General features: G+C 62.4%; 21 protein-coding genes. 10 read left to right on the top strand and 11 right to left on the bottom strand.

What is annotated here, in order from left to right:
• From C1D09_RS10700 to C1D09_RS10685, 4 genes are all read left to right on the top strand, one after another.
• Nucleotides 1–1,461 (top strand): ABC transporter substrate-binding protein (locus C1D09_RS10700; RefSeq protein ID WP_143974230.1); only part of this gene is annotated, 1,461 nt, incomplete at its 5' end.
• A gap of 85 nt (nucleotides 1,462–1,546) precedes the next feature.
• A complete protein-coding gene (locus tag C1D09_RS10695) occupies nucleotides 1,547–2,497 on the top strand; it encodes an ABC transporter permease (protein WP_143974229.1) in 951 nt (316 codons plus the stop codon).
• Nucleotides 2,494–3,345, top strand: coding sequence for an ABC transporter permease (locus C1D09_RS10690; RefSeq protein WP_143974228.1), 852 nt, complete (start codon nucleotides 2,494–2,496; stop codon nucleotides 3,343–3,345). The genes C1D09_RS10695 and C1D09_RS10690 overlap by 4 nt, the downstream gene beginning before the upstream one ends.
• Nucleotides 3,342–4,997 (top strand): ABC transporter ATP-binding protein, encoded by a 1,656-nt coding sequence (locus C1D09_RS10685; protein ID WP_143974227.1) that lies wholly within the window; start codon nucleotides 3,342–3,344, stop codon nucleotides 4,995–4,997. Before C1D09_RS10690 ends, C1D09_RS10685 begins: the two co-directional genes overlap by 4 nt.
• On the opposite strand, the gene C1D09_RS10680 is transcribed toward C1D09_RS10685, so the two are convergent.
• Nucleotides 4,998–5,474, bottom strand: coding sequence for an Lrp/AsnC family transcriptional regulator (locus C1D09_RS10680; RefSeq protein ID WP_143974232.1), 477 nt, complete (start codon nucleotides 5,472–5,474; stop codon nucleotides 4,998–5,000). It lies immediately after the preceding gene.
• A 223-nt stretch (nucleotides 5,475–5,697) separates the two neighbouring features.
• On the opposite strand from C1D09_RS10680, the gene C1D09_RS10675 reads away from it, so the two are divergent.
• Nucleotides 5,698–7,023, top strand: a complete 1,326-nt coding sequence (locus tag C1D09_RS10675; RefSeq protein ID WP_143974226.1) for an NAD(P)/FAD-dependent oxidoreductase — start codon at nucleotides 5,698–5,700, stop codon at nucleotides 7,021–7,023.
• A gap of 26 nt (nucleotides 7,024–7,049) precedes the next feature.
• Here the strand turns inward: C1D09_RS10675 and C1D09_RS10670 are convergent, their stop codons facing one another.
• The 5 genes from C1D09_RS10670 to C1D09_RS10650 form a co-directional block, all read right to left on the bottom strand.
• The gene (locus C1D09_RS10670; protein ID WP_143974225.1) at nucleotides 7,050–8,417 is read right to left on the bottom strand and encodes an FAD/NAD(P)-dependent oxidoreductase; all 1,368 of its coding nucleotides are present in this window, start codon (nucleotides 8,415–8,417) and stop codon (nucleotides 7,050–7,052) included.
• Nucleotides 8,414–8,716, bottom strand: a complete 303-nt coding sequence (locus tag C1D09_RS10665) for a (2Fe-2S)-binding protein (RefSeq protein ID WP_143974224.1) — start codon at nucleotides 8,714–8,716, stop codon at nucleotides 8,414–8,416. Before C1D09_RS10665 ends, C1D09_RS10670 begins: the two co-directional genes overlap by 4 nt.
• Nucleotides 8,713–10,698, bottom strand: coding sequence for a hydantoinase B/oxoprolinase family protein (locus C1D09_RS10660; RefSeq protein ID WP_143974223.1), 1,986 nt, complete (start codon nucleotides 10,696–10,698; stop codon nucleotides 8,713–8,715). The genes C1D09_RS10665 and C1D09_RS10660 overlap by 4 nt, the downstream gene beginning before the upstream one ends.
• Before the next feature lie 4 nt (nucleotides 10,699–10,702).
• Nucleotides 10,703–12,781: a hydantoinase/oxoprolinase family protein gene (locus tag C1D09_RS10655; RefSeq protein WP_143974222.1), complete on the bottom strand. Its 2,079-nt coding sequence runs from the start codon at nucleotides 12,779–12,781 to the stop codon at nucleotides 10,703–10,705.
• 90 nt (nucleotides 12,782–12,871) lie between these two features.
• Entirely contained in the window at nucleotides 12,872–13,777 is a 906-nt protein-coding gene (locus C1D09_RS10650; protein WP_143974221.1) for a LysR family transcriptional regulator, read from the bottom strand.
• Nucleotides 13,778–13,892: 115 nt separating this feature from the next.
• On the opposite strand from C1D09_RS10650, the gene C1D09_RS10645 reads away from it, so the two are divergent.
• Nucleotides 13,893–15,011, top strand: a complete 1,119-nt coding sequence (locus C1D09_RS10645; protein WP_143974220.1) for an NAD(P)/FAD-dependent oxidoreductase — start codon at nucleotides 13,893–13,895, stop codon at nucleotides 15,009–15,011.
• 56 nt (nucleotides 15,012–15,067) lie between these two features.
• On the opposite strand, the gene C1D09_RS10640 is transcribed toward C1D09_RS10645, so the two are convergent.
• Nucleotides 15,068–15,973 carry a LysR family transcriptional regulator gene (locus C1D09_RS10640; RefSeq protein WP_143974219.1) on the bottom strand — a complete coding sequence of 302 codons (906 nt, stop codon included), beginning with the start codon at nucleotides 15,971–15,973 and terminating at the stop codon, nucleotides 15,068–15,070.
• A gap of 144 nt (nucleotides 15,974–16,117) precedes the next feature.
• On the opposite strand from C1D09_RS10640, the gene C1D09_RS10635 reads away from it, so the two are divergent.
• The 4 genes from C1D09_RS10635 to C1D09_RS10620 all read left to right on the top strand — a co-directional run bounded on the left by C1D09_RS10635 (nucleotide 16,118) and on the right by C1D09_RS10620 (nucleotide 20,673).
• Nucleotides 16,118–17,656: an aldehyde dehydrogenase family protein gene (locus C1D09_RS10635; RefSeq protein ID WP_143974218.1), complete on the top strand. Its 1,539-nt coding sequence runs from the start codon at nucleotides 16,118–16,120 to the stop codon at nucleotides 17,654–17,656.
• Nucleotides 17,657–17,747: 91 nt separating this feature from the next.
• The gene (locus C1D09_RS10630; protein WP_246135706.1) at nucleotides 17,748–18,830 is read left to right on the top strand and encodes an alanine racemase; all 1,083 of its coding nucleotides are present in this window, start codon (nucleotides 17,748–17,750) and stop codon (nucleotides 18,828–18,830) included.
• A complete protein-coding gene (locus tag C1D09_RS10625; protein ID WP_143974216.1) occupies nucleotides 18,830–19,228 on the top strand; it encodes a RidA family protein in 399 nt (132 codons plus the stop codon). Before C1D09_RS10630 ends, C1D09_RS10625 begins: the two co-directional genes overlap by 1 nt.
• Nucleotides 19,229–19,350: 122 nt before the next feature.
• The gene (locus C1D09_RS10620; protein ID WP_143974215.1) at nucleotides 19,351–20,673 is read left to right on the top strand and encodes an NAD(P)/FAD-dependent oxidoreductase; all 1,323 of its coding nucleotides are present in this window, start codon (nucleotides 19,351–19,353) and stop codon (nucleotides 20,671–20,673) included.
• Between the two features lie 413 nt (nucleotides 20,674–21,086).
• On the opposite strand, the gene C1D09_RS34035 is transcribed toward C1D09_RS10620, so the two are convergent.
• The 4 genes from C1D09_RS34035 to C1D09_RS10600 all read right to left on the bottom strand — a co-directional run.
• On the bottom strand, nucleotides 21,087–21,734 hold the full coding sequence (locus C1D09_RS34035; RefSeq protein WP_281288556.1) for a 4'-phosphopantetheinyl transferase family protein: 648 nt from the start codon (nucleotides 21,732–21,734) through the stop codon (nucleotides 21,087–21,089).
• Nucleotides 21,735–21,835: 101 nt separating this feature from the next.
• Complete coding sequence (locus C1D09_RS10610; protein WP_143974214.1) at nucleotides 21,836–22,921, bottom strand: LLM class flavin-dependent oxidoreductase; 1,086 nt, start codon at nucleotides 22,919–22,921, stop codon at nucleotides 21,836–21,838.
• A 40-nt stretch (nucleotides 22,922–22,961) separates the two neighbouring features.
• A complete protein-coding gene (locus tag C1D09_RS10605) occupies nucleotides 22,962–24,752 on the bottom strand; it encodes an ABC transporter ATP-binding protein (protein ID WP_143974213.1) in 1,791 nt (596 codons plus the stop codon).
• Between the two features lie 127 nt (nucleotides 24,753–24,879).
• The coding region (locus C1D09_RS10600) for a thioesterase domain-containing protein (protein ID WP_246135704.1) at nucleotides 24,880–25,965 on the bottom strand (1,086 nt) is incomplete at its 5' end.

Genomic DNA, 25,965 nt, shown 5'->3' with positions numbered 1-25,965 from the left:
ACGCAAGCCGTCGCCGCCACTCCGGTTTCCGGCGGAAATTTCAAAGCCGCCGGCTGGTCGTCTTCGACCGCCGACACGCTTGATCCGGCAAAGGCGTCGCTCTCCACCGACTATGTCCGCTGCTGCTCGCTCTACAATCGCCTCACCTTCCTCGACAAGGACGGCGTCACGCAGATGGAGCTGGCCGAGAGCTTCGACAGCAAGGACGCCAAGACCTGGACCGTGAAGCTGCGTAAGGGTGTCACCTTCCACGACGGCAAGGACCTTACCGCCGACGACGTCGTCTTCTCGCTGAAGCGCCATCTCGACAAAGCGGTTGGCTCCAAGGTCGCCAAGATCGCAGCACAGATGACCGGCTTCAAGGCTGTCGACAAGTCGACCGTCGAAATTACCCTCGCCGACCCGAATGCGGATCTTCCAACCATTCTGGCATTGCACCATTTCATGATCGTCCAGGACGGCACCACGGACTTTTCCAAGGGCAATGGCACCGGGGCCTTCGTGCTGCAAACGTTCGAACCGGGCGTGCGTTCGGTGGTCACCAAGAACAAGAACTACTGGAAGTCGGGCAAGCCCTATCTCGACTCCTTCGAGTTCATCGCCATCAGCGACGACAGCGCACGCGTCAACGCCCTGCTTTCCGGTGACATCAATTTCGCGGCTTCGATCAATCCGCGCGCCATGAAGCTCGTCAGCGGCCAGCAGGGCTTCGAATTGTCGAAATCGACTTCAGGCAACTACACCGACCTCAACATCCGGCTCGACATGGATCCTGGCAGCAAGGCCGACTTCGTCACCGGCATGAAGTATCTGGTCAACCGCGAGCAGATCGTCAAATCGGCTTTGCGCGGGCTCGGCGAAATCGGCAACGACCAGCCCGTCTCGCCGGCGAACATCTACCACAATGCAGACCTCAAGCCGAAGGCGTTCGATCCGGACAAGGCGAAGTTCCACTTCCAGAAGGCGGGCTTGCTTGGCCAGTCCATCCCAGTGGTCGCCTCCGACGCCGCGACCTCGTCGATCGACATGGCAGTGATCATCCAGGCCGCCGGCGCCGATATCGGCATGAAGCTCGACGTCCAGCGCGTCCCGGCCGACGGCTACTGGGATAATTACTGGCTCAAGGCGCCTATCCATTTCGGCAACATTAATCCACGCCCGACCCCGGACATCCTGTTCTCGCTCCTCTATGCTTCCAACGCACCGTGGAACGAAAGCCAGTACAAGTCCGAGAAGTTCGACAAGTTGCTCGTCGAGGCGCGCGGTTCGCTCGACCAGGCCAAGCGCAAGGAAATCTACAACCAGATGCAGACTATGGTGGCCGAGGAGGCCGGCACCATCATCCCGGCCTACATTTCCAACGTCGATGCCCTTTCCAGCAAGGTGAAGGGTTTGGAAGCGAACCCGCTCGGTGGCATGATGGGCTACGCAATGGCGGAATATCTCTGGCTCGAAGCCTGAGAGGCGCTGGTCGGGGACCGGGCAGCCGGTCCTCGACACTGCATTGCGCAAGATTGTTGGCCGACTGCAGCCCGGGAGCGCTTCCATGAAGTCTGGGGTTCTGAAGCTCGTGATGAAGCGACTGGCGGTCGCGTTGGTCACCCTTCTGATCGTCCTGTTCGCCGTATTTTTCGCCACCAGCATGCTGCCTGGCGACACCGCGTCGATCCTTCTCGGCCAGGCGGCGACACCCGAGGCTGTCGCCGGCCTGCGCGAGGCCATGCATCTCAACGATCCGGCGATCCTGCGTTTCCTGCTCTGGCTCGTCGGGCTGCTCCACGGCGACCTCGGCACCTCCTATGCCAACCAGATGCCGGTCGCGGCGCTGATCGGCGGGCGCCTGGTCAACACCATGAAACTCGCCGCCATCACGACGATGCTCTCGGTCCCGCTGGCGCTGACGCTCGGGATCACCGCGGCGATGCTCAGGGGCTCGGTCTACGACCGCACCGTCACCGTCTTTTCGATCGGGGTCATTTCCGTGCCCGAATTCATGGTCGCGACCCTCGCGGTCCTGCTCTTCGCCGTCTATCTCAAATGGCTGCCGGCGCTGTCCTCGGTCAATGAGGCGCATTCGGTGACCGACCTTGTGCGCATCTATGCGATGCCGGTGATCACGCTCACCTTCGTCATCTCCGCGCAAATGATCCGCATGACCCGCGCCGCGGTGATCGAGACGCTCTCCACGCCCTATGTCGAGATGGCGCTTCTGAAAGGCGCCTCGCGCAGCCGCATGGTGCTGCGGCACGCGCTCCCCAATGCGCTCGGGCCGATCGTCAACGCGGTTGCGCTCTCGCTTTCCTATCTGGTCGGCGGCGTCATCATCGTGGAGACAATCTTCAACTATCCCGGCATCGCCAAGCTGATGGTCGATGCCGTCGCGACCCGCGACCTGCCCTTGATCCAGAGCTGCGCGATGATCTTCTGCCTCGGCTACCTCTTCCTCATCACCGCCGCCGACATCATCGCAATCATGTCGAACCCGAGGCTCAGATGACGATGGCGCGCGCGACAACCTCCCGACGGTCGTTCCTGGGCCATAGCTACAGCCTCGTGGGCGTCGTGGCCGCTTTGGTCATCCTGGCCTGGACGCTCGTCGCGATCCTCGCTCCCTACATCATTCCCCATTCGATCGGAGACATTGTCGACGACGACTATTTCGGCCCGATGCGGCAAGGGCTGTGGCTCGGCTCCGACTATTTGGGTCGCGACATGCTCTCGCGGGTTCTGATGGGCGCGCGCTACACCGTCGGAATATCGCTTGCCGCCGTCTTCATTGCCTGCTTTTCGGGCGTCGTGCTGGGGATGATAGCGGCCGTCACCGGCGGCTGGCTCGACACGTGTCTCAGCCGCTTTCTGGACGCGATGAACTCCATTCCCAGCAAGCTTTTCGGTCTTGTCGTCGTTGCCGCGGTCGGCTCGTCGATCCCTGTGCTGATCCTGACACTCGCGGTCATCTATATCCCTGGCGCCTACCGCTTCGCGCGAGCGCTCGCCGTCAACATCAACACCATGGACTTCATGACAGTCGCCCGCGTGCGCGGCGAAAACACCATCTATCTCATCGGCTCCGAGATCCTCCCCAACATCATCCGCCCGGTGCTGGCCGACTTCGGCCTGCGCTTCGTCTTCATCGTGCTGCTGCTTTCGGGCCTCTCCTTCCTGGGTCTCGGACTCCAGCCGCCGCTCGCCGACTGGGGCGCGCTTGTGCGCGAGAACATCGGCGGTCTGCCCTTCGCGGCGCCCGCCGTTGTCGTGCCCTCGCTGGCGATCGCCAGCCTCACCATCAGCGTCAACCTGCTGATCGACAATCTGCCGCAGAAGATCAGGGACCGGGACGCATGACCAATCTCGTCGAGGTCAGGGATCTGAGGATCGAGGCGACCACCGACGCCGGCAGGATTGTCGAAATCATCAAAGGCGTCAGCCTCGACATCCCCGACGGCGAGATCGTCGCCCTGATTGGGGAAAGCGGCTCCGGCAAGACGACGGTGGCGCTTTCTCTGATGGGTTATGCAAGACCCGGCTGCCGGATCACCGGCGGCGAGATCAACGTGAACGGCAAGAACATGGCAGCAATTTCCGAGAAGGAACGCGCCAGGTCACGCGGCACAGACATCGCCTACGTTCCGCAGAGTGCCGCCGCATCCTTCAATCCCTCGTCGACGATCATGGAGCAGGTGATCGAGGTCACGCGGATCCACAATCTGATGCCGCCCGAGCAAGCGCGCCAGCGTGCGGTCGAGCTGTTCAAGGCCCTGTCGCTGCCGGATCCGGAAGGGATCGGCGCGCGCTATCCGCATCAGGTTTCGGGTGGGCAATTGCAGCGCTTGGCGGCGGCGATGGCGCTTATTGGCGATCCCAAGCTGGTCATCTTCGACGAGCCGACAACGGCCCTCGACGTGACAACCCAGATCGACGTGCTGAAAGCCTTCAAATCGGTCATGCGGGCAGGCGGAATAGCAGGTGTCTATGTCTCCCACGACCTGGCGGTCGTTGCCCAGATCGCCGACCGCATCGTGGTGTTGAAGGGCGGCGAAGTGCAGGAGACCGGCACCACGGCGGCCATCCTTTCGGCGGCCACGCATGCCTATACGCGGGAGCTGCTCGCCGCCTTCGAACCAAAACCACGGCAAACACAGGCCAATGCAGATGTCGGCGCGAAAGCGCTGCTGCGGATCGACAACCTGACGGCAGGCTACGGACCGGTGCGGACCAACGGACAGCCTGTTGTCCGCGCAGTCGATTCTGTCAGCCTTCTCGTCGAAAGGGGGCGCAATCTCGGCGTTATCGGCGAATCCGGCTGCGGGAAATCGACCTTGGCGCGAGCCATTGCCGGCATCCATCCGGCGGCTACCGGCGACATCGTCTTTGACGGCAAGGCACTGGAGCGTGCCGCGAAGAACCGCAGCCGCGACCAGCTGCGCGAGATGCAGATCGTGTTCCAGTATGCCGATACCGCGCTCAATCCGGCCAAGTCGGTGGAGGATATCATCTCTCGCCCGCTGGCCTTCTATCACGGGCTCGACAGGGAAGCGCGCTCGAAGCGCGTCGACGAGTTGCTCGACATGGTGCGCCTGCCGAGGACGCTTCGTTACCGTCGTCCATCGGAACTCTCTGGCGGCCAGAAGCAGCGCGTAAACTTCGCGCGCGCCCTGGCGGCCGACCCCAAGCTCATCATCTGCGACGAGATCACCTCGGCGCTCGACACGGTGGTGGCGTCCACCGTGATCGAGTTGCTCAAGGAGCTGCAGCGAGAGCTGGAACTTTCCTACATCTTCATCAGCCACGACCTCTCCGTCGTCGAGGCCATCTGCGATCAGATCATGGTCATGTACAACGGCGAGCGGGTGGAACAGATCACACCCGACAAGGTGAAGGCACCCACCCACCCCTATTCCAAGCTGCTGTTCTCCTCGGTGCCGAAGCTCGATCCGACATGGCTCGACGGCCTCGTCCGCGACCCCGAGCTCGTCAACCAATACGGCCACCGCTGACTAAATCGGAAACAGGCTGGGCAGCGGCATGTGCGTCTTGACGATGGGTGACTTCAGCACGACGAAGCTGAAATACTTGTCGATGCCGATGTCCATGTCGGTCAGCCGCTCCATGATCGTCTGGTATTCGCCGATGCCTGCGGTCACAAATTTCATCAGGTAGTCGTAGCCACCTGAGACAAGATGGCATTCGATGACCTGGTCGATCTTCTCCACGACGGCCAGGAAGCGAGCGAAGTCAACCTGACGATGGTTCTTCAACGTGATTTCGGTGAAGACCGTCAGCGCCTGGCCGAGCTTGCCGAGATTGATCTGAGCGGAATACCCTTCAATATAGCCTTCGGACTGGAGTCTCTTGACCCGCATCAAGCACGGGCTCGGCGACAGATGCACCAGTTCCGCCAGTTCCACATTGGTGATGCGGCCGTTCTTCTGCAATTCGTGAAGTATCCTGATGTCGATCCGATCCAACTTCACGGCCGCCTCCGGAGAAAACACACCACAGCACAAAATGCTGCCTTGCCAATGACCATGGAGACTATCACAGCCGTCTGGCCTGTCCATCCAGGCGGATACCCTCTGAGAGGCAGGGCCTCCCGATTTCGGTAGAGCTGCCAGAATAAAATTCTGCTTCGACCTTAACTGCAGCAGCGGCTGCCTGCGCTACGCGCTAGATTGAAGCGTCGAAGCAGGGAAGACCATGCGCGCGCCACTGCAGCAAATCGAGACATCCGGCGAACTGCCGCGATCCGCGGATACAGTCGTGATCGGCGGCGGCATCGTCGGCGTCTTCGCAGCCTACTATCTGGCAAGGCGCGGCATGAAGGTCGCGCTTGTGGAAAAGGGACGTATAGGCGCAGAGCAATCCAGCAGGAACTGGGGATGGTGCCGCCAGCAGAACCGCGACGCCCGCGAATTGCCGATGGCGATGCGAAGCCTCGATCTTTGGGAGCGCTTTGCAGCCGAAGCAGGCCAGGACACGGGCTTCCGCCGCTGCGGCCTGCTTTATCTCAGCAACGACGAGGCGGAACTGGCCGGCTGGGCGCGCTGGCGTGACTTCGCCAAGACGGCCGGTGTCACCACCCAAATGCTCGACGGCGCGGCGGCGAGTGAGCGCGGCCGCGCCACGGAGCGGGCGTGGAAAGGCGGCGTGTTCTCACCGACCGACGGCACCGCCGATCCGTCACGGGCCGCGCCAGCGGTCGCCCGCGCCATTCTCGAGCGTGGCGGCAGCGTACATCAGAGTTGCGCCGCGCGCGGTATCGAGACCGAAGGGGGGCGCCTGAGCGCCGTGGTCACGGAACGCGGAACAATCCGGACAAAGGCGGTGGTGATGGCCGGCGGCGCCTGGGCCTCGTCATTCTGCCGTCAGTTCGGCTTCCGCTTCCCACAAGCGTCGGTCCGCTCGTCTATCCTGTCGGTCTCGCCCGGTGCCGCGGGCCTGCCGGATGCGTTGCACACGGCAAGGGTCTCGGCCACCCGTCGCGGCGACGGCGGCTACACGCTTGCCATAAGCGGGCGCGGCCGCGTGGACGTCACGCCGCAGCAATTGCGCTTCTCCTCGCAATTCCTGCCCATGTTCCTGAAGCGGTGGCGAAGCCTGGCGCCCGGCGGCCTGCAAGGGATGCGCTCGGGCCACGAAACGCTCCGACACTGGCGGCTCGACCAGCCGACGCCGATGGAGCGAATGCGCATCCTCGATCCGATCCCGGACCGGGCGACCATTCGCCTGACCCACGCCCGCGCGCTCGAGCTGCTGCCCGACCTCCGAAAGACCAGGATCAGCGCGGCCTGGGCCGGCTACATCGACAGCACGCCGGATGGCGTGCCCGCTATCGGCGAGATAACGACCCTTCCTGGGTTCTTCCTGGCTGCCGGGTTTTCGGGGCACGGCTTCGGCATCGGGCCCGGCGCCGGCCACCTCGTCGCGGACCTGGTGACCGGATCGGAACCGATCGTCGATCCGACATCCTACGATCCCCGACGCTTCGATGCTTCCGCCTGGGGAAAGGTCGCCGATTTCTAGGAGGTGATCGTCATCCATGCACGACTTCAGCCGTCCCGCAAAAAGGCGCTGATAGGCGCTGGCCTAGCAGGAGCCTGTGCACGGAACCGGCCGACGGCGTCGGGCGTGCAGCCTGCTTGCGCCGCAACAAGCTCAACGGCAGCCAAAAGGCAGTAACGCCCCTGACAGCGCCCCATGCCGGCGCGTGAGAGCGACTTAACCCTGTTGGCCTCGCCGCCACCGAAATCCACGCTTCGGCGTACATCTCCGGCACTCACATTCTCGCAGCGGCAGACGATCGCATCGTCGGGGAGTGCCTGCGCCATCGACGCCGGCCAGGGAAAGGCGCAAGCCAGGCCGCGGGCAAAGCGCGCGAGCCCGGCGAGCTTGCGCAGATCAGCTGCGGTGGAGGGCGCCGGATGTCCCAGATCGGCAAGGCATGCCGCCGCCGCGAGGCGCCCAGCGATCTCCGCGCCGTCCGCTCCCAGTAGGCGAACCCCATCGCCCGCAAGGTAGATGCCATTGCCGGCCCGACCCATCTCGTCGGTCTTTGGCAGCCATTGCCGCCACTGTTCGTCATAGGTGAAGGCGCATCCCACGAGGTCGGCCAAGTGGGTCTCAGCCCGCAGGTGCCAGCCCATGCCGACCATGTCGCATGGGGAGAGGCGCTCGTTTCCGCCAGCGTCGCGCCAGCGCATGGCGGTGACGCCCTGTTCGTCGGCCTCGATTCGGTCGAGGGTCACGCCCGCATGGTAGCGACCGCCGAGCCTCGCCCGCAGGGCCAGGCCGCGCAACGCGACCAATGGCCGGGCGGCAATTCCGCCGAGCCCCCGCATCTGCTGGTGCCAGGGCGAGGTGTCGAGCACCGCCGCTACATCCGCTCCAGCCTTGACGAGTTGGGCGCCGACCAGCGTCAGCAGAGGCCCTGATCCGATCAGGACGATCCGCCGCCCCAGCGCCACGCCCTGCGCCTTGAGCGCGATCTGGGCCGCGCCAAGGCTGTAGACACCAGCGCTCTGCCAGCCCGGGACGGGAGCGACGCGGTCGGATGCGCCCGTGGCGAGGATCAGGCCATCATGGGAGATCACGCGCACGCCGCCCTCCCCCAGCACGTGCAGCCGCCGCTCGTGCACGGCGATGACCGAGCTCGCCGCGTAGTGGGTGAGCCGCCCGTCCTTGACCAGCCGGTCGAACAACGCATGCAGCGTGTCAGCCTTCGCCGCCTCCGACCCGTAGAGCTGCTTTGCGGTGCGGGTGAACCCGGCGGGTGGTCGGCGATAGATCTGTCCGCCTGCGCGCTGCCCTTCGTCGATCACCACCGGATGGAGCCCGGCCTCCACAAGCGTCGCGGCCGCCCTTATGCCGGCCGGGCCTGCGCCCACGACCACGACCGGCGGCCGTGAGATCCCGCTCATGGCCAGCTCTTGGGCGGCGTCGTGCGCAGCTTCATACCTTCGGTGACAAACGCCGAGCACGCCCGCATGCGCGGTCCCTCGTCCTGCCATACCCAGCAATCCTGGCAGGCTCCCATCAAACAGAAGCCGGCACGCGGCTCGGATCCGAACTCAGACCTTCGCAGCACGTGTCCTGAACCCAGCATGGCGGTCAGCAGGGTGTCGCCCGCAAGCGCAGAGCGCTCCTCACCATCGAGAAAGAAGTGCAACCGCGCCCGGTCGCGTTCGGCCAACCGGACGATGCGGCCGGCGGTGATCATTCCGCGGCCTCTTGCAAGGGTTGAGAACGCGGCAGTTCGGGGAACCGTTTGCAGACCGCATCGAACGCCGCCTGGACGCCGTCCGCCCCTGAGCGCCCTTTCATGCGACGGAATATCTCCGTCTTGGCGAAGAACCGCCAGTGAATCGGCAAATCCCTCAGTATAGCGGTGAGCCGGTCATAGGCCGCTGGAGTCCATTGCGCTTCGTAGCCTTCGCGCTCCGGACCGAAATGGAAGTGGCCGGTAGCCCGCCGCTGCCGTGCACGCCGCCCTTTTGTCGCCTTCTCGTCGACCTCGCCGTCGTGGATGACCACGCCATAGTCGCGCTCGGCCGATGCCACCGAGACATAGCCGCGCCGAACGTCCTGTGCGACCCGCCAGGGCTCGCGTTGATGCGGATCGCCGCGCCCGCCGCCTCCCGCGGAGCGGATGTCGAGCACGTCGCCGGGCTGTAGCACCGCAGTGTCGATGTTGCCTAGCCGCCGCTCATGTTCGGTCCCAGGATTGACGACCATGTCCGACAGGCCGGCCGCCTTGCCGCCCAGCACGCCCCACGGACGAAAGAAGCTGCGGTCGCGGTTGCGCGCCGTGATCCTGGAATCGGGGGCGAAGACACGGAAGGCCATCTCGGTCGCCAGCCCACCGCGCCAGCGACCGGCTCCGCCGCTATCCCGGGCGAGGCCGTATTTCAGGAATTCGACCGGGGTTTCGGTTTCGGTGATCTCGATCGGCGTGTTCTTCAGATAGGCGGCATCGGCGCCCGATCCGTTGGTCCCGTCGCGAAGCGGCATCGCGCCGCCGCCCCCTACCACCGGGTTGACCGCTGCGATGACGGTCCGGCTGGTGCGCTCGTCCGTCGTCATGACGTTGACGATGCAGTTGTTGCCAGCCGGTGCCGCCGGCAGGCGTGCGGGCACCGCTTGCGAAAAGGCGCCGAAGATGACCGACCGCAGACGGGCGCAGGTGAGCGAGCGCATGCCCACGGCAGCGGGATAGACCGGATTCAGCACCGAACCATGAGGGGTAATGCAGGTGAAGGGCCGGGTGAGGCCCGTGTTGAGCAGGATCTTCGGGTTGAGCGTATAGAGCACATAGTAGACGCCGACGAGCAGGATGGTGTGGCGTGGATCACCGCCGGTGGGCACGTTGAGCGAGGAGCCGAGCTGCGGATCTGACCCGGTGAAGTCGAGCACCGCCTCGTCGCCCCTGATCGTCAGCGTCAACCTCAGCCGGCAGGGATTGGCTTCGACCGAATCCTCGTCGGCATAGTCGGCGAACTCCCATGTGCCGTCTGGCATGGAGCGCAGCACGTCGCGTGCCTGCGCCTCAGCATGGTCGAGAAGAGCAGCAACGCCTTCGACGAAGCCGGTCTTGCTGAACTTGCGCACCATCGCGTGGATCTTGCGCTCGCCGGTGTTGAGCGCGCCGACCAACGCCTTGATATCGCCGATGTTGAGATCTGGCTTACGCACATTGGTGCTCATGATCCGCAGGATCATGTCGTCAAAAACCCCTTCATTGACGAGCTTCATGGGCGGAAAACGGATGCCTTCCTGATGGATTTCGGTCAGCGCCCGGCTGAGGGAAGCGGGCACCGCCCCGCCCATGTCGGTGTTGTGGATGTGCCCCCCGGTCCAGGCGATGATCTCGCCATCGACGAAGACCGGCTTCCACAAATGCGTGTCGGGCGCGTGGGTGGCAACGTAGCCGGAATAGGGATCGTTGGTGAAGGCAACGTCTCCCTCCCGGTAGTCGTCCACCATCGCGATCGCGCGGTGATACGATACCCCGGGATGCCAGGTGGTGCCGAGTTCCATTGGGACGGCGAAGGTCGCCCCGGAGCGGTCCAGCAGCATCACCGTGAAGTCCTGCGTCTCCTTGACGAAGGCGGAGTGCGCGGTGCGGTGCAGCGTGTGGGCCATGTTCTCGGCGGCTGCGCGGGCGTGGTTCGCCAGAACCTGAAGGTTTGTTCGGTCGAACATGGCGTCACTCCCCGAAGGTCAGAAGAAGGTTCAGATGGCGGTCGACGCGTGCCTGCGTTCCGACGGGGATCGCGAAGGTGGTGTCTTCCTGCACCACCACGGCAGGCCCGTGGAAAACGCTGCCCGGCACGAGCGCCTGCCGGTCGTGGAGGTCGACGGTCTCGACGCCCAGGCCTGTGTAGACCGGGAGCCGGCGCGCCGGAATGGCTGGAGCGTCCTTCTCGTCGATCTGCGGGAAGGACAATGCCGGACCGGCGCCTACGGCGGACAGCCTGGCATTGACGAGTTCGATCTCGCCGTCCGGGTCGTGAAAGTCGTAAAGGCGCTCATGCGTGCGGTGGAAGGCCTGCGCGATGGCGGCCGCGTCGCCGTCCCCGAGCCATTCCGGCGAAAGGACGACCTCGATCTCATAGCTCTGCCCGACATATCGCATGTCGCAGGAGAGAGTGAGCTCCGCTGCCGCGTCGTGCCCCTGTGCCGCCAGCCAGTCACGACCTTCCCGCGCGAGAGCCTCGAAGGCGCTGAGAATTGCTGGAAGTGACGCATCCGACAGTGGAGCGAAGATGGTGCGTATGAAGTCTCCGCGCAGATCCGCCACCAGTCCGCCCAGCGCCGACACCACACCGGGGCGACGAGGCGCCATGAGGCGCCTCATCCCGAGTTCGCGGGCAAGGAAGGCGCCGAGCATGGGCCCGCCGCCGCCGAAAGGCATCAGCGTGAAATCCCGCAAGTCCACGCCTGAACGCGAGGCGAGTTTCTCGACCTCGACGAACATTTCAGACACCGCAATGTCGAGGATCGCCTGCGCGGCCTGCTCAACCGTTCGGCCGAGTCGGGAGGCAAGGTCGCCGACCGCGCGATGGGCCAACCCGGGATCGATCTTGAGCTGGCCATAGGCCATCTCAGTGTGGCCGAGCCACCCGCACACCACCATGGCGTCCGTCACCGTCGCGCGCTCACCGCCACGGCCGTAGCATGCAGGCCCAGGCGTCGAGCCGGCCGACTCCGGCCCGACCCGCAGCACCCCTTGAGCGTCGACGCTGGCGATCGAGCCGCCACCGACGCCGATCGAGCTCACCGACACGGAAGGAATGTGGAGCGGAAATTCACCGATCAGCTCGCCGGTGCCGAATTGCGGCTCACCGCCGATGATGAGGGCGAAGTCGGCCGAGGTCCCGCCGATGTCAAGAGTCAAGATCTTATCCTCGCCTGCCTGACGCGCCAGCCACGAGGCGCCGATGACGCCGGAGGCCGTTCCCGACAGCAGCATGTTTACGCAGGCGTGCTTGCCTTCGGCAGCGTTCATCAACCCGCCGTTCGATTTCGTCAGCATCGGGCGGGCTGGCACGCCGCTTCCTTTCAGCCGCTCTTCCAGCGCTGTCAGATAGCCCGAGACGCGCGGATGGACGTAGCCGTTGAGAATGGCGGTCGAGCTGCGCTCGTATTCGCGGATGACCGGCCACACCTCGGCCGAAGAGAAGACGAAGAGTTCGGGCGCAAGACGCGCGATCGCCGCCTTCACCGAAGCCTCCTGTGCGCCGTTGCGCCAGGAATGGAGGAAGGACACGATGATCCCTTGCGCCCCGGCGGCTTTCGCCGTCGCGACTGCCCTTTCCACGGCGCCCATGTCCGGCGCCTGGGATTCGGTACCATCGGCGCGCATGCGAACCGGAATGCCGAAGACCATGTCTCGCGGGATCAGCGGCTCCGGCCGCGTGCAGAACAGCGAATACATGTCCGGCATGCGAAGCCGTGCGAGTTCGATCACGTCCTCGAAGCCGGCATTGGTGAACAGCGCCAGCGGCGCGCCCTTGCGCTGGATGATCGTGTTGATGCCAACGGTCGTGCCGTGCACGAAGCGCGTCATGCGGGTAGGATCGAAGCCTTCGCGCTCGGCCAGAAGGGCAAGACCCGTCATCAGCTCGGCACCCGGATCTTCTGGTGTCGTCAGCACTTTCAGCGAGGCGACCCGCCCGGAAGTGGCCTCGAGCGCACAGAAATCGATGAAGGTGCCTCCGATATCGACGCCGACCTTCCAGTCGGCTGCGTCCTGCGCTAGATCCGCCGCGATGGCACCATCCATGATGCGTCCCTTCCTGTCTGCCACCTGAATGCTGGCACGACCGGATGATCCAGGTCCAAGACGTATGATGAGCAAGGATATAAGTCTTGCTTATGCTCTTGCGCGGTGTTCGCCGAGGACTGCGTAACAGGCCGCACGGATCTCATCGCGCATCATCTCATCGGCCCGTGAGAGCGCTCTTGTGCGCGAGGTAAGAAGCGCGACCGGAAATTCCGGTCCCGCCGCCAGCGGCCTGACCGCCAGCCCGGTAAACTGCTGCCAAGGCAACAGCGCATCGACCAAGGCAATACCCAGACCGGCCTGGACGAAGCCGATCGCGGAGATGGAGACGTCGATCTCGAGCGACGGCGAAAGGGTGACACCCTGCGCGCGCGCCGCCTGGGCCAGTTCGTCGGCAGGGCGCGTGTTTCCGCGATAGGATATCAGCTCTTCCCGGACGAGATCGGCGAGCGTCAGCTCGGTTTTCCTTTGCAACGCGTGCCCGGCGGGCAGCAGGCATGCGAAGCCGACACTTCCGATCACCTCTGCCTCGATGTCGGGAGGCAGGCGGTCGTCCATGGCCACGCCGAGGCTGGCGTCACCGGTGCGCAGCATGTCTACGATCGCGGCGATCGGCGCACTGTGGGAACGCAGCAGAATATTGGGATGCTGGGCCCGGAAGTTGGTGAAGGCGCGCGGCAGTATCGCCATGGCCGGCGGCGGTGAGGCCGCGACCCGCACCAGCCCAGTCCGGCCCAACCGGAGATCCGTGGTCTTGCGGCGCAGTCCGTCGAGCCCTGCCGACAGCCTCTCGGCATCGGGGAAAATCTCCAGCGCGTCCGGAGTAGGGCGCAGCCTGCCCTTCACCCGCTCGAAAAGCGCGAAGCCTAATTCGTCCTCGGTGTGAAGCAGGATCTGACTGAGCGCCGGCTGGGAAATGTTCAGCATCCGAGCCGCGGCTGTCACGGTGCCGGCGCGCATGACGGCGATGAACACTTCCAGCTGCCGGGCCCGCATTGCTACTCCATAGGTACAACTTATGACTCTGGTTCAAACCTGTCTTTGACGCAATGCCGCGGGGCGGACAAGATTGGCGTGTTCAAGGATTGTCCGCCCTCTTCGAGGATTGGCTATGGATGTGATCGTGCTGGGCGGCGGACTGATGGGGACGGCTTCGGCCTATTTCCTCGCCAGGCGCGGCGCGCGCGTGACGCTGATCGAGCGCAATCGGATCGGCACCGGAGCGACTGTCGCTTCCTTTGGCAACATCCGGCGCACGGGTCGCCACCTGTCCCAGTTGCCGTTGGCGCATCGCTCGCTCAGGCTGTGGGGCGAGGCCGAGAAAATGCTTGGCCGGGACGTGGAATTCCGCGCCACCGGTCATATCCGGCTGATCTTCGATGAAGGCAGTCTCGCCGACATGCGGGCTTATGCCGAGGCGGCGCGACCATGGGGCCTTGATCTGGAGGAACTCACCGCGCGCGAGATTCATGCCCGTTTTCCAGGTCTCGGTCCCGGGGCCATTGCGGCGTCGTTTTCGCCGCACGACGGCAGCGGCAATCCGCGGCTGATCGCGCCGGCCTTCGCCGACGCTGCCCGGAGGCTCGGCGCGGAAATCGTCGAGGGTGCCGACGTCGAGGCGATCAGGCACATAGGCTCCAGCTTCCTTATCACCACTTCAAAAGGTTCGTTCACCGCCGAGTGCCTGCTCAACACAGCTGGCGCCTGGGGCGCGCGCATCGCTGCGCAGTTCGGCGAGACGGTTCCACTCGATGCCCGCGGCCCGCAGATGGGGGTGACCGAGCCGCTGCCCTATCGAGTACCGCCGGTTGTTGGCATCTGGACGCGCGACAAGGACCATGGCGCCTATCTGCGCCAGGTCGAGAGGGGCAACATCGTCTTCGGCGGAGCCGCTGAAAGGGTGGCGGTGGACCTCGACCCAGGTCACGCGGTCGCCGACCCCACGCGGCTGTCGACACAGTTGCGAGCCGTCACGCGGCTGCTGCCGGCAATCGCCCAGGTGGCAGTCATCCGAACCTGGTCCGGCTGTGAGGGCTATGTTCGGGACATGTTGCCCGTGATGGGGCGCTCGATGACGACGCCTGGCCTGTTCCACGCCTTCGGCTTCAGCGGGCACGGCTTCCAGCTTGGTCCAGGTGTCGGGGACGCCATGGCCGAGCTCATTGCGACCGGCTGTTGCGAAACGCCGCTCGCTGATTTCAGAATCGATCGCTTCGGCCGCGCGGCGTAGAGGATCACGATATCGGACCGGCGGGTTGGAGAAGGCCGCACGAGAAGACGGGCATTTCACCGACGCCATGGAGGTGAGTTCAGGCTATCCCGAAGCGCCTGCAGAAACTTATTCGTCCGACTGCTGCGTCCATGGCGGGCATGGAGCAGTGCAACCACGTCAGCCTGTGGCGACGACCAGCCTGGGAGAATAGCCTGTAATCTTCCTGCTGCCAGATCATCAGCCACATCCCACTCGCTTCGTACCATGACTCCCAGGCCTGCGAGCGCCCAATCGCGGACGATCTCGCCATCATTGCTCGACATGGACGGCTTCACCCGAACGGTGGTGTTGCCATGCTTGGAATGAGCAAAGCGCCAAAGCGTTACGTCTTCGTTGTTCTCTCGAAGGGCGAGACATCGATGCAGGACTAGATCGTCCGGCTTGAGGATAGGCAACACACGCTGCAGATAGCCGGGAGATGCACAAAGAACACGCTGGTTCGGCGCCAGCGTGGTTACCAGGCGATCGCTCTCCGGCAGTGATCCTATGTGCACCACGATGTCCCAGCTTTCCGACATCTGTCGTATCGGGCTATCGAAGAGTTCTAATGTGGCCGATACCGCAGCATGCCTGCCGGCGAATTCCTGTACGATCGGCGCTATATATCGCCTTCCAAAGCCATAGGGCGCGGCAACACGCAAATGGCCCCGCACCTGGCTGGTTCGGCTGGCCAGTCGCTCCGACAGATCGTCAACGGCTGCGATGATCGCAGCCCCCTCCGAAGCCACCAGTTCACCCTCATCCGTAAGGCTGAGGCCGCGTGACGTTCGCTCGATGAGTTTGACACCGACGCGACCCTCGAGTGCCCGCAGCCGCTGTGTCACCGCCGGAGGCGTCACATTGAGCCTCCGTGCAGCTTCCGCCAGCGAAGGCGCGGTCGCAAGGACATGGAAGAAGGTCAGATCGTCCGTCGAGATCATTAAACCGAACCTTAATCGATGATGAAGATTGGATTAATTGTAATATTCATGTCGTGGCATATTCTCCCCAATCAGGCAACGGGCGCCGAAAGAGCAGCCTGACACGATGCCGCTGTTTGGTCCGCGAACGGAGAAAGCCAATCGATGGAAATGCCGCGATGCGATCTGCTTTATCTCGACGGTCGCTGGAGACGCCCTGCAAAGCCAGCCGCGGCGATCCCAATCATCAGCCCGGTGACGGAAGGGATAATTGGGTCCGTCGCTCGAGGCAGCGGACTGGATGTCGACATTGCCGTTGCCGCTGCTCGGCGCGCGTTTCCGTCATTCGCAGCGACATCCCCCTCCGAGCGCATCGATTTGCTTAAGCGAATTCTCACTCTCCTCGAAGAGCGGTTTGAGAACATGGCTCAGGCAATATGCCATGAGATGGGATCAGCCATCGCCTTTGTCCGCTCCTCGCAGGTTCCCTTCGGACTCGCCCATATCCGCGCCGCGATCGAGGTGCTGGAAGATTACAGCTTCATCAAGAAGCAGGGCACGACCGCGATCGCTAAGGAAGCGATAGGGGTCTGCGGTCTCATTACGCCATGGAATTGGCCGCTTTATCAGATCACGGCGAAGATTGCCCCGGCGCTCGCCGCCGGCTGCACCATCGTCCTCAAGCCCAGTGAACTTTCTCCGTTCAGCGCCCACCTGTTCGCGCAGATCATGCATGATGCCGGAACGCCGCCGGGTGTTTTTAATATGGTGACCGGCACGGGGGAAGATGTTGGCGCAGCGCTCGCTTCACATTCCGACATCGACATGATTTCGATTACAGGATCGACGCGCGCGGGCGTGCTGGTGGCGCAGGCCGCGGCCCCCACGGTCAAGCGCGTGACCCAGGAGTTGGGAGGCAAATCACCCAACATTCTGCTCGACGACGCCGATTGGGGGCGGGTTGTACCTCTCGGGGTAGCCGCCGCATTTCGCAATGTCGGCCAGTCGTGTAGCGCCCCCACGCGAATGCTCGTACCCGTCAAAAGACTACGGGAGGTGGAAGAACTGGCGGCGTCGGCTGCGGCTACCATGACTGTCGGCGATCCAATCAACGAGGCGACCGTCCTTGGTCCGCTCGCCAATCGTAACCAGTTCGACAAAGTGCAGAACATGATACGCATCGGGATTGCCGAGGGCGCCAAGCTCGTCCGCGGCGGCGCTGGACGACCTGAATATCTGTCGAAGGGCTATTTCGTCGAGCCGACCATCTTCTCCGAAGTGCGGTCGGGAATGCGTATCGCGCAGGAAGAGATCTTCGGGCCGGTGCTGTGCCTCATCCCCTATGAGGATGAGGATGAAGCCATCCGCATCGCCAATGACACTGTCTATGGGCTGGGTTCCCATGTTCAATCCGGCGATATCGAGCGCGCGCGCCGCGTTGCGGGAAAAATTCGCGCCGGCCAAGTGCATATCAACCATCCCGCATGGGACGGTTTTGCGGCTTTTGGAGGGTACAAGCAGTCCGGCAACGGTCGGGAATATGGCGTCTTTGGGCTTGAGGAGTATCTCGAGACCAAAGCCATCCTGGGATTTTTTTCCGGGATGAGCGGCCTGAGTTTCAACTGCCGGTCTCGCGCGGCTCGCCTTTCGAGAGTCGACGCGAATGATCATCAAAATAGACGCAAGGAAGCAGGCGGTGAGTGAGATAGAAATCTTGGACAAGGTGCAGCAAGAGAGCGCCGCCAGACGTCTCGACGATCTGGAAACGCCCTGCCTAATCCTCGACGCCGATCGTATGGATCGCAACATCGTTCGACTACGCGAACGGCTCGCCCCTCTTGGCGTATCACTGCGCCCGCATCTCAAGACCGCGAAGTCAATCGAGGTTGCCCGCCGCGTCATGACCACCAGAGAGGGACCGGCAACCGTCTCCACCCTCAGGGAAGCGCGGCTGTTCGCGAATGCCGGTGTACGGGACATCATCTATGCCCTGGGCATCGCACCATGGAAGCTGGCCAAGGTGATCGATTTGCGGAGGCAGGGCGTCGACCTTGCCGTGGTCCTCGACACGGTTGAACAGGCTCAAGCGGTCGCCGCGACATCGCGAGAAACCGGCATGGCCATTCCCGCCCTGATCGAAATCGACTGCGACGGCCACCGATCCGGCGTCCTGCCAAACGACCAGGATCGGCTGGTTGCAATCGGCAGAGCCGTGACCGACGGGGCAGAGTTGCGCGGCGTTCTCACCCATGCCGGCGGCAGCTATGCGGCGCGAGGAGACGAGGCGCTGCAGCGCTGCGCCGAGGAAGAGCGGCATGCCGCCGTCGCCGCAGCCACCATTCTGCGCGACGCGGGCTTGCCCTGCCCCGTCGTCAGCGTCGGCTCGACGCCGACCGCGCATCGTGCTGTGGACCTGAGCGGCGTGACCGAAGTCCGTGCGGGCGTTTTCGTGTTCTTCGACCTTGTGATGGCTGGCATCGGCATCTGCCAGATTGACGATATTGCGATCTCCGTGCTGGCGACGGTCATCGGCCATCAGCGCGAAAAGGGCTGGATACTGGTCGACGCCGGGTGGATGGCCATGTCGCAGGATCGCGGAACCTCCAGGCAGGAGATCAATCAGGGCTATGGCGTCGTCTGTGACAGCAGTGGCCGGCTCTTTGACAATATTATCCTGGCCGATGCGAACCAAGAGCACGGCATCATCAAGGTGCGCCCGAACTCCGGCGCAACTTTGCCCCAGCTCAAGATCGGCGACCGGGTGCGGATTTTACCCAATCACGCTTGCGCGACCGGGGCCCAGCATCGCAGCTATCATATCGTTCGCGGCGCCTCCGACTTGATCGAGGGCGAGTGGCAGCGCTTTGGGGGCTGGTAATGAACAGCAAGCCCCAAATCATCCTGGCTGAGGACGCACCGGCGCCGGCGGGCCATTATTCGCAGGCTGTCCGATCGGGGAACAGTCTGTACATTTCAGGCCAGCTTCCCATCAAGGCCGACAAGGCGCCACTCGCTGACACGAGCTTCGAAATCCAGGCACGCCTGACGATCGCCAACATGCTGGCGATCCTGGAGGCAGCTGGCGGCAAGCCGGACGACATCTGCCGGGTGACGGCCTATATCGTCGGCGTCCAGAACTGGCCGGAGTTCAATCGCATTTACGGGGAAATGCTCGGCAAGGCGCGGCCCGCGCGTACGGTCGTTCCTGTGCCTGAATTGCACTATGGCTATCTGGTTGAAATAGACGCGATCGCGAGCCTCCCTGGCCACGGCTGAACGCGTAAACCCAACGGACCGTCTTCCTATCGCTCTGCCAGAGACGATCATGGCCGCCCTCGCAAATCAGACCGCAGCAAAGGCGGCCCGCAATCCGCATCAATTCAACAAGGTTCTTGCGCATGTCTCCTGTCGTCCGGTCTGTCTCCAGCGATGAAGCCCTTCCGAAGGCAGTGGACGCTGTGGTCGTAGGCGCAGGAATCGTCGGCACCGCCTCCGCCTATTTTCTTGCAAAGCGTGGGCTCTCCGTAGCGCTGGTCGAGAAAGGCCACGTCGCATGTGAACAATCGAGCCGCACCTGGGGCTGGTGTCGGCAGCAGAACCGCGATCCTCGCGAAATGCCTCTATCGCTCATTTCCATGCGGCTGTGGGCCAGTTTGGCGACCGACATAGGGCAGGATCTGGGCTTCCGCCGGACGGGCCTCATCTACACGACGGATAACGCCGCGATGCTGGCTGGCTGGGAAGCCTGGAGGTCAACGGCGCGGGAGTTCGGCGTCGAAACCCATATGCTGAGTGCGGCTGAAGCCGGAAACCGAATTCCGGAAACAAGACGCAAATGGGTGGGTGGAGTGCACTCCGTCGCGGACGGCAAGGCCGAGCCTGCAATCGCCGCGCCGGCGCTCGCCGAAGGCGCCCGCGCGCTGGGCGCGACAATCCACCAGAACTGCGCCGCACGTGGCCTGGATATCGCCAACGGCCGGGTAACGGGGATACATACGGAAAAGGGCTACATCCGTGCCGACGCCGTGCTGTGCGCCGCAGGTGCCTGGGCCTCTGGCTTCCTGGGGCGTCATGGAATCGTCTTCCCGCAGGCGAGCGTGCGGCAAACCGTCGTACGCACGAAGCGGACGGTTAATGTCGGCGAGGTCCTCTATAGTCCCGATTTCGCGATGACCCGTCGGCTTGACGGCAGCTATACCATGGCGATCAGCGGCCGGGCCTCGCTGGAAGTGACGCCGCAGGGCATACGCTTCGCACGTGAGTTCTTGCCGCAATTCATCAAGCGCCTTAAGGCGGTGCAGATGGGCCTCGGCAGGTCGTTTTTCGCGGGCCCCGAGTCCCTGGGCGCCCTGTTCGGGAAGGATCCGACGATTTTCGAACGTAACCGCGTTCTCGATCCGGCTCCAAACCGACGGCTGGTCAATGCGATCATGGACAATGTGCGTGGCACATTTCCCCAACTGGCGAGCCTCGAAATCGATCACGCATGGGGTGCCTATGTCGACTGCACGCCTGACGCGGTGCCGGTGGTGTCCGGGATCGAAGCGTTGGGAGGGCTTTATCTGGCAGCGGGCTGCTCCGGTCACGGCTTCGGCCTTGGCCCAGGCCTGGGTTACCTTGCCGCGGAATTGATCACCAACGAGACGCCAAGCGTCGATCCGACTCCCTTCCAGCTCGCGCGACTGACCAATGGTTCGAGGATAAAGGTCGGACCAATCTGACGGCTCGCCCGAAGCGGCCGATCTTGCCATTTGCAAGACGCCAGCACGCCAGAAGATCTTTCGCTGCGACATCCAGGGATGTGGCGGGTGAGTGCCTCAAGCGCTGTGCGGGTCTCGCCAGAGTTGAGGGAGGGCAAGAACCTTCACCAGGGCTTCGTTCGGCGAGCCACTTCTTCTAAGCCGATCGCAGGGGCAGGTCCAGGATTGATCATGACGGCACCCATGGATCAGCGCAGCGCCCACCATTGACGACGATGCGCATTGAACGCACCGAACTCGGGCGTGCCGGCATCCAGCTTCTGCTCGAGTGGATATCCGTGCCCGAGGTCAGTGTTCGGCGAATGAATATATATCGAACTCTCGCGTAATTCGGCGGCGTTCGAATGGGCCTGAATCACTCAGCATGTAAACGGCTACACACGATCTGCCCTTGCTTCAATATAAGCGATGCCGACGATATCCTTGCCGATCTCGCACTTCAGATTGAACTGATGGCATGCGCGCGAGACTACTCCGATTCCATTTTCAATGTCGATCTCAACGTCACAAAAATCAAGGAAAAGACCATTCAAAGGGAATGAAGCTTTGTATACGGCCTCCTTCAAAACAAACAAACAGCGGGCGTAAAGTCGGGACATGCCAAGGCGACTGCGTTCGCCATCTGTCGTCACGATGTCAATGAGATCTTCAGGCAAGGGTTCTGCTGGTTCGATATCAATACCGAGAGCCAAATACCTGCTTGTCGATGAAACGGCCGCCACCGCTGTCTCTCGATCATGCGCCAATGAACCTACAATTCCCTTAGGCCACGTTGGTGCTCCACCCACTGACCTGTTGATCGCTCCGCAGGGGTGGCCCATCTCTTGGAGCAATGATCGGGCAACGATTCGGGCCGCCCCGCTTTGTCTACGGACTGCGTTTACCGAATTGCTATAAGAAACCGCCTCCGAGGGGAGGAGCGCCTCCTCGTCCCCTGCACATATTGGTCGACGGCCAATGAGTAAACCAGGTCCACTCAGCGACCTAATTTGCGTGACTGGGATGCCAGGATGGAATCTCACCGAATTTCACGTCGCCGTTTGGCGGAATACAGCATCAACGCTGCCAGCCGCATTTTGAACGTAGTCGCGTTAGGGGAAAACGGTTGGGGGCGATGGGGACCTCATATCCGTTGACTTCCCACGTCTCGACCAGAGCCGAGCCTCATCTCCTTTTCCGGTAGATTATCAGAGATGCCGCTGGCAAACGCCTCCTCAGCCATTGCGAAGACGCTCTGGATTTCAAAGGCATCCTCGTCTTCCGGCGGATCATCCAAAAGAAAGGTACGGAGACCCATTTTAAAATAACCGATCAGTTCGCGAGCGATGTCCTCGCGCGAGCCAACCAAGAAGGGGCAGGATGCGTGGCCGTTCTTGTAAGGCCCCAGCCAATATGGATGCCCCGCGGGAACAGTGACCTCCGCTCCCAATTCCTTGACCCAGACGGAATCGGATACGCGGGTGTAGTATTCACGCATCTCCCTGCCTAACTCGTCATCGGGATATCTGCTGCACGCGACCGCCCAAGCATCCTGCGCCCTGGCGCGCGAGACAATGCCTAGGCGCGTTCCGTATTCAATGCCTTCCGGACGTGGTTTTCCGTCATAGTCGCGAACCGGGCGAAGGTATTCGATCGCCCGCGCGCCCAAGCGTCTGGCCACGGTCTTGCCCGCCGATGACGATCCCGAGATGGTAAACATGGGAGCACAGTCGGGCTTGATGCGCGCTGCCATTCTCAGATGGAGCCCGCTGACCTGATAGTGCGCGCCGCTGTAGCTTATAGGTCGCCCGGTGCTCAAAAGATTGCGAACGATCTCGCCATACTCGGCTACCCGCTCATAGCGCTGGTCATGAGTGGTCGCATCGCAGAACGCCTCAAGGTCGTGGGGGAAGCCGCCCGAGATGAAATTCAGATGCACCGGCCGGTCATGGACCAAGGACAGCGAGGCCACCAATTTGGCCACGGTGAATGGGTGCGTATAGAGCGGCTGTACGGCAACGAGCGGCGAAAGCTTCTTCGTGGAGTTCATAAGGCAGTTGGCCGCGAGCCAAGGATCGAATTGCTGATGGTCCGAATATACGAGCATCGCGGAAAAGCCGTAACGCTCGGATCGCACGGCGGATGTTTTTATTTCCTCCATATATTTTTCACTAGGCATGTTGTCGTCAAAGGTCGGACATCCTCCGATTATCGTGAGCGCCGATACCATAGCCGTATTCCTCCACAGGATTTTTACTTGCGTTCTTCTATTACAGTGCTTGATTCTCAAAAAGGCGCCGATATGTACCGAGGTCCCGCCGGATGAGTTGCTGATGGGTTCCCTCTTCGACGATTTTCCCCTTGTCGAAGACAAGAAGCCGATCGAGCGTCTGAACGGTCGACAGTCGATGCGCGATCACAAATGTGGTGCGGCCAACCATCAGCCGGTCCATTGCCGTCCTGATCATCAGCTCCGAGGCTGAATCAAGGTTCGACGTTGCCTCGTCCATAATCAGGATCGACGCATTTGCCAGGAATGCACGGGCGATCGCCACGCGTTGGCGCTCCCCGCCGGACAGCTTGACGCCGCGCTCTCCGACCACCATGCCGTAACCCTTCGGAAGGCCGGCAATGAAGTCGTGCGCATTGGCGAGGCGCGCCGCCTGCTCGATTTCCGACATCGTCGCATTCGGCCGAGCATAGGCAATATTTTCTGCAATCGAGCGATGGAACAAGATCGGTTCCTGCGGAACAATGGCAATCTGTTGCCGCAGCGAAGCCTGGGTCGCCTTGGCGATGTCCTGACCGTCGATGAGGATCGCGCCCCCGTCGACATCGTAGAGCCGCTGCAGCAATTTGATGAATGTCGTCTTACCTGCCCCTGACGGTCCAACCAGGCCTATGCGTTCGTTTGAACTGATCGACACTGAAAAGTCGTGGAAAAGTGGCTCATGATGGCTGGTGTATCGGAACGTCACACGATCAAAAACGATCGAAGGATTCGCGATCCTGATTTCGGTCGCATCGCGATGATCGGAGATGCCGAGCGGCTTGCGGGCAATTTCGGCAAGCTCTTCCATGTCGTTCACCGTGCGCTGCAGATTGTGCAATTCACGGCTGACCTGTCGTAGGTAGCCCTCCAGCAAGAAGAACGCCGCCAGGACGAATGTGAGATCGCCGGCCGTTGCCTGGCCGTAGATCCATAGCCACAGAGCCAAGCCCAGCACTGAAGTTTTCAGCAGAAGCAAGGCTGTGCCTTGGGTGACGCCGGCAATACTGACCCGCATCCAGGTACGAAATGTGCGCTTGCGCCACTTCTTCAGAACCGAGCCCAGCCGTTCGTCCTCGCGCAACTCGGCGGCAAAGCTTTTTACGATGGCATTGCAGCTCATCGTGTCGGCAAGCGAACCGCCGAGCTTGGAATCCCACGCATTGGAAAGGCTGGCCGCAGGCGCGACAAAAGCAAGCGAGAACCATCCCGCCAGAACAATGAACAAGGCCGAGCCCAAGGCGATAGTAACGCCTAGCACCGGCCATAAGAAGCCGAAAACCAGCGTCGTGCCAACCAGCACCACCAGTGTCGGAAACAGAGAGATCAGGACCGTGTCGCCGAACGCATCGAGAGCCCACACCGCCCGCGTAATCTTGCGCACGGTGGAGCCGACGAAATTGCTGTCATGCCAATCTGTCGAGAGACGCTGAATCTTGTAGATTGCGTCGGACGCCATGTCCGTCATCGTCTTTAGCGAGAGTAACGATATGCCCGCAAACGCAACCTGCCTGAATATCAGGCTCGAAATCGCAAGGGCAACAAAGACGGACAGCGCGCTTATCGCGCGGCTGTACGAAAGAGAGCTATCCTGCGCTCCGGCTGACATCGCGTCCACCAGCCGGCCGGCAAACAATGGCATCAGCACGTCGGCCACGGCTGCCAGTGTCGTTGCGATAAAAATGAACGTGACGTGCCATATTTGCTTGCGCCAATATACGCCGACGAACTGGAATACTTTCGCGAAGGTGTTGCGATCCACATCGAAACGAAACCAGGTCACAGTTCGCATGGACGCAATGCGTCCACCCCTGGAATTGGTTCCGCTGCAAAACCCCGCAGGTGCAAGTCGGAAATCGGATACCAGCGGACGCACAGCCGGATCGCCAAGTGGTCGAAACAAAGGCCCTCTAACACGCTCACGCCTCCTTTACGTTGTCGGACGGCGCGGGCTGGCGATTTTGCAACGCTGCTGAGATCCGTTGGCCAAGAATGGATCTGTTTGCCGGCTCCGTGATCATCGTCCAGTGATCGCCGGGAACGGTGTGTGTATGCAGAAGAGATGGCGGCAGGACGTCGCGCCACCGTGTCATTGACCATCCATGCTCGCCATCGACTGCACCGATAGTGCGCGCATTGAACTGGTGAACGGCCACAGGCAGCCGCGGGACCGTGTAGGATCGCACAAGCTTCTCGAAGTGTCTGCGCTGCTCCAAGGCCCCGACAGAAGCATCAAGATCAGCATCCACGACATTCGGCCTTTGTCCTTCCTGGATCATTTGAGAAACAGAGAGGTCCGCGACGTGTTCACGAAGCAATGTGAGTTCTCCAGGGTGTTGCCGAACATCGGCTGCCTCGAACCGGGCAAGGAGCATGTCCTCTGTCGATTTCGGATCGGAGTGCCGCCCCGACGGCAGATGGACGTCGATGAGCCCTAGGAACGAGACGGCTTCACCACATTCAAGGATATCGTGCGCCATCGCGTAGGCGAGTATGCCGCCGGACGAATATCCGGCCAGGCGATAAGGGCCGCGAGGCTGGACCGCACGCATCATCGATAACGCACGGGCTGCCATTGCCTCTAACGTGTAGGTGAGCGGTTCGTCCGCGGCAGGCCAAGGCAGGGCATAGACGGGGATGTCCGGATCGAACTCCCGGGTCAGCTCAAAGACATACGAATGGTCGCCCAAGCCCGAAGGCAGGAAGAAGATGGGCGGCGCATTACCGGTTCGGTGCACCGGAATGGGTTCCGGACGTTCCTCTTGCGGCGGGAGACCCCCGCTCTTCCGGGCAAGATCCTTCAATATGGGGCTCTGGAAGAGATCATTTATGGTCAAGTCGAGTCCGGCGTTCGGCGCACGGCTCACCAGCCTGACCGCCAGCAGCGAATGGCCGCCGAGTTCGAAGAAACTGTCCTGGCGTCCGACCTGCTCGACACCCAGCAGCTCTTGCCAGATCCCGGCAAGGATCGTCTCGACCTCGCCCTGCGGCGCCTCGTAGAAGCC

Source organism: Mesorhizobium intechi, assembly GCF_002879535.1.
Taxonomy (GTDB): domain Bacteria; phylum Pseudomonadota; class Alphaproteobacteria; order Rhizobiales; family Rhizobiaceae; genus Mesorhizobium; species Mesorhizobium intechi.
This window is presented reverse-complemented; position numbering and strand designations above follow the sequence as displayed.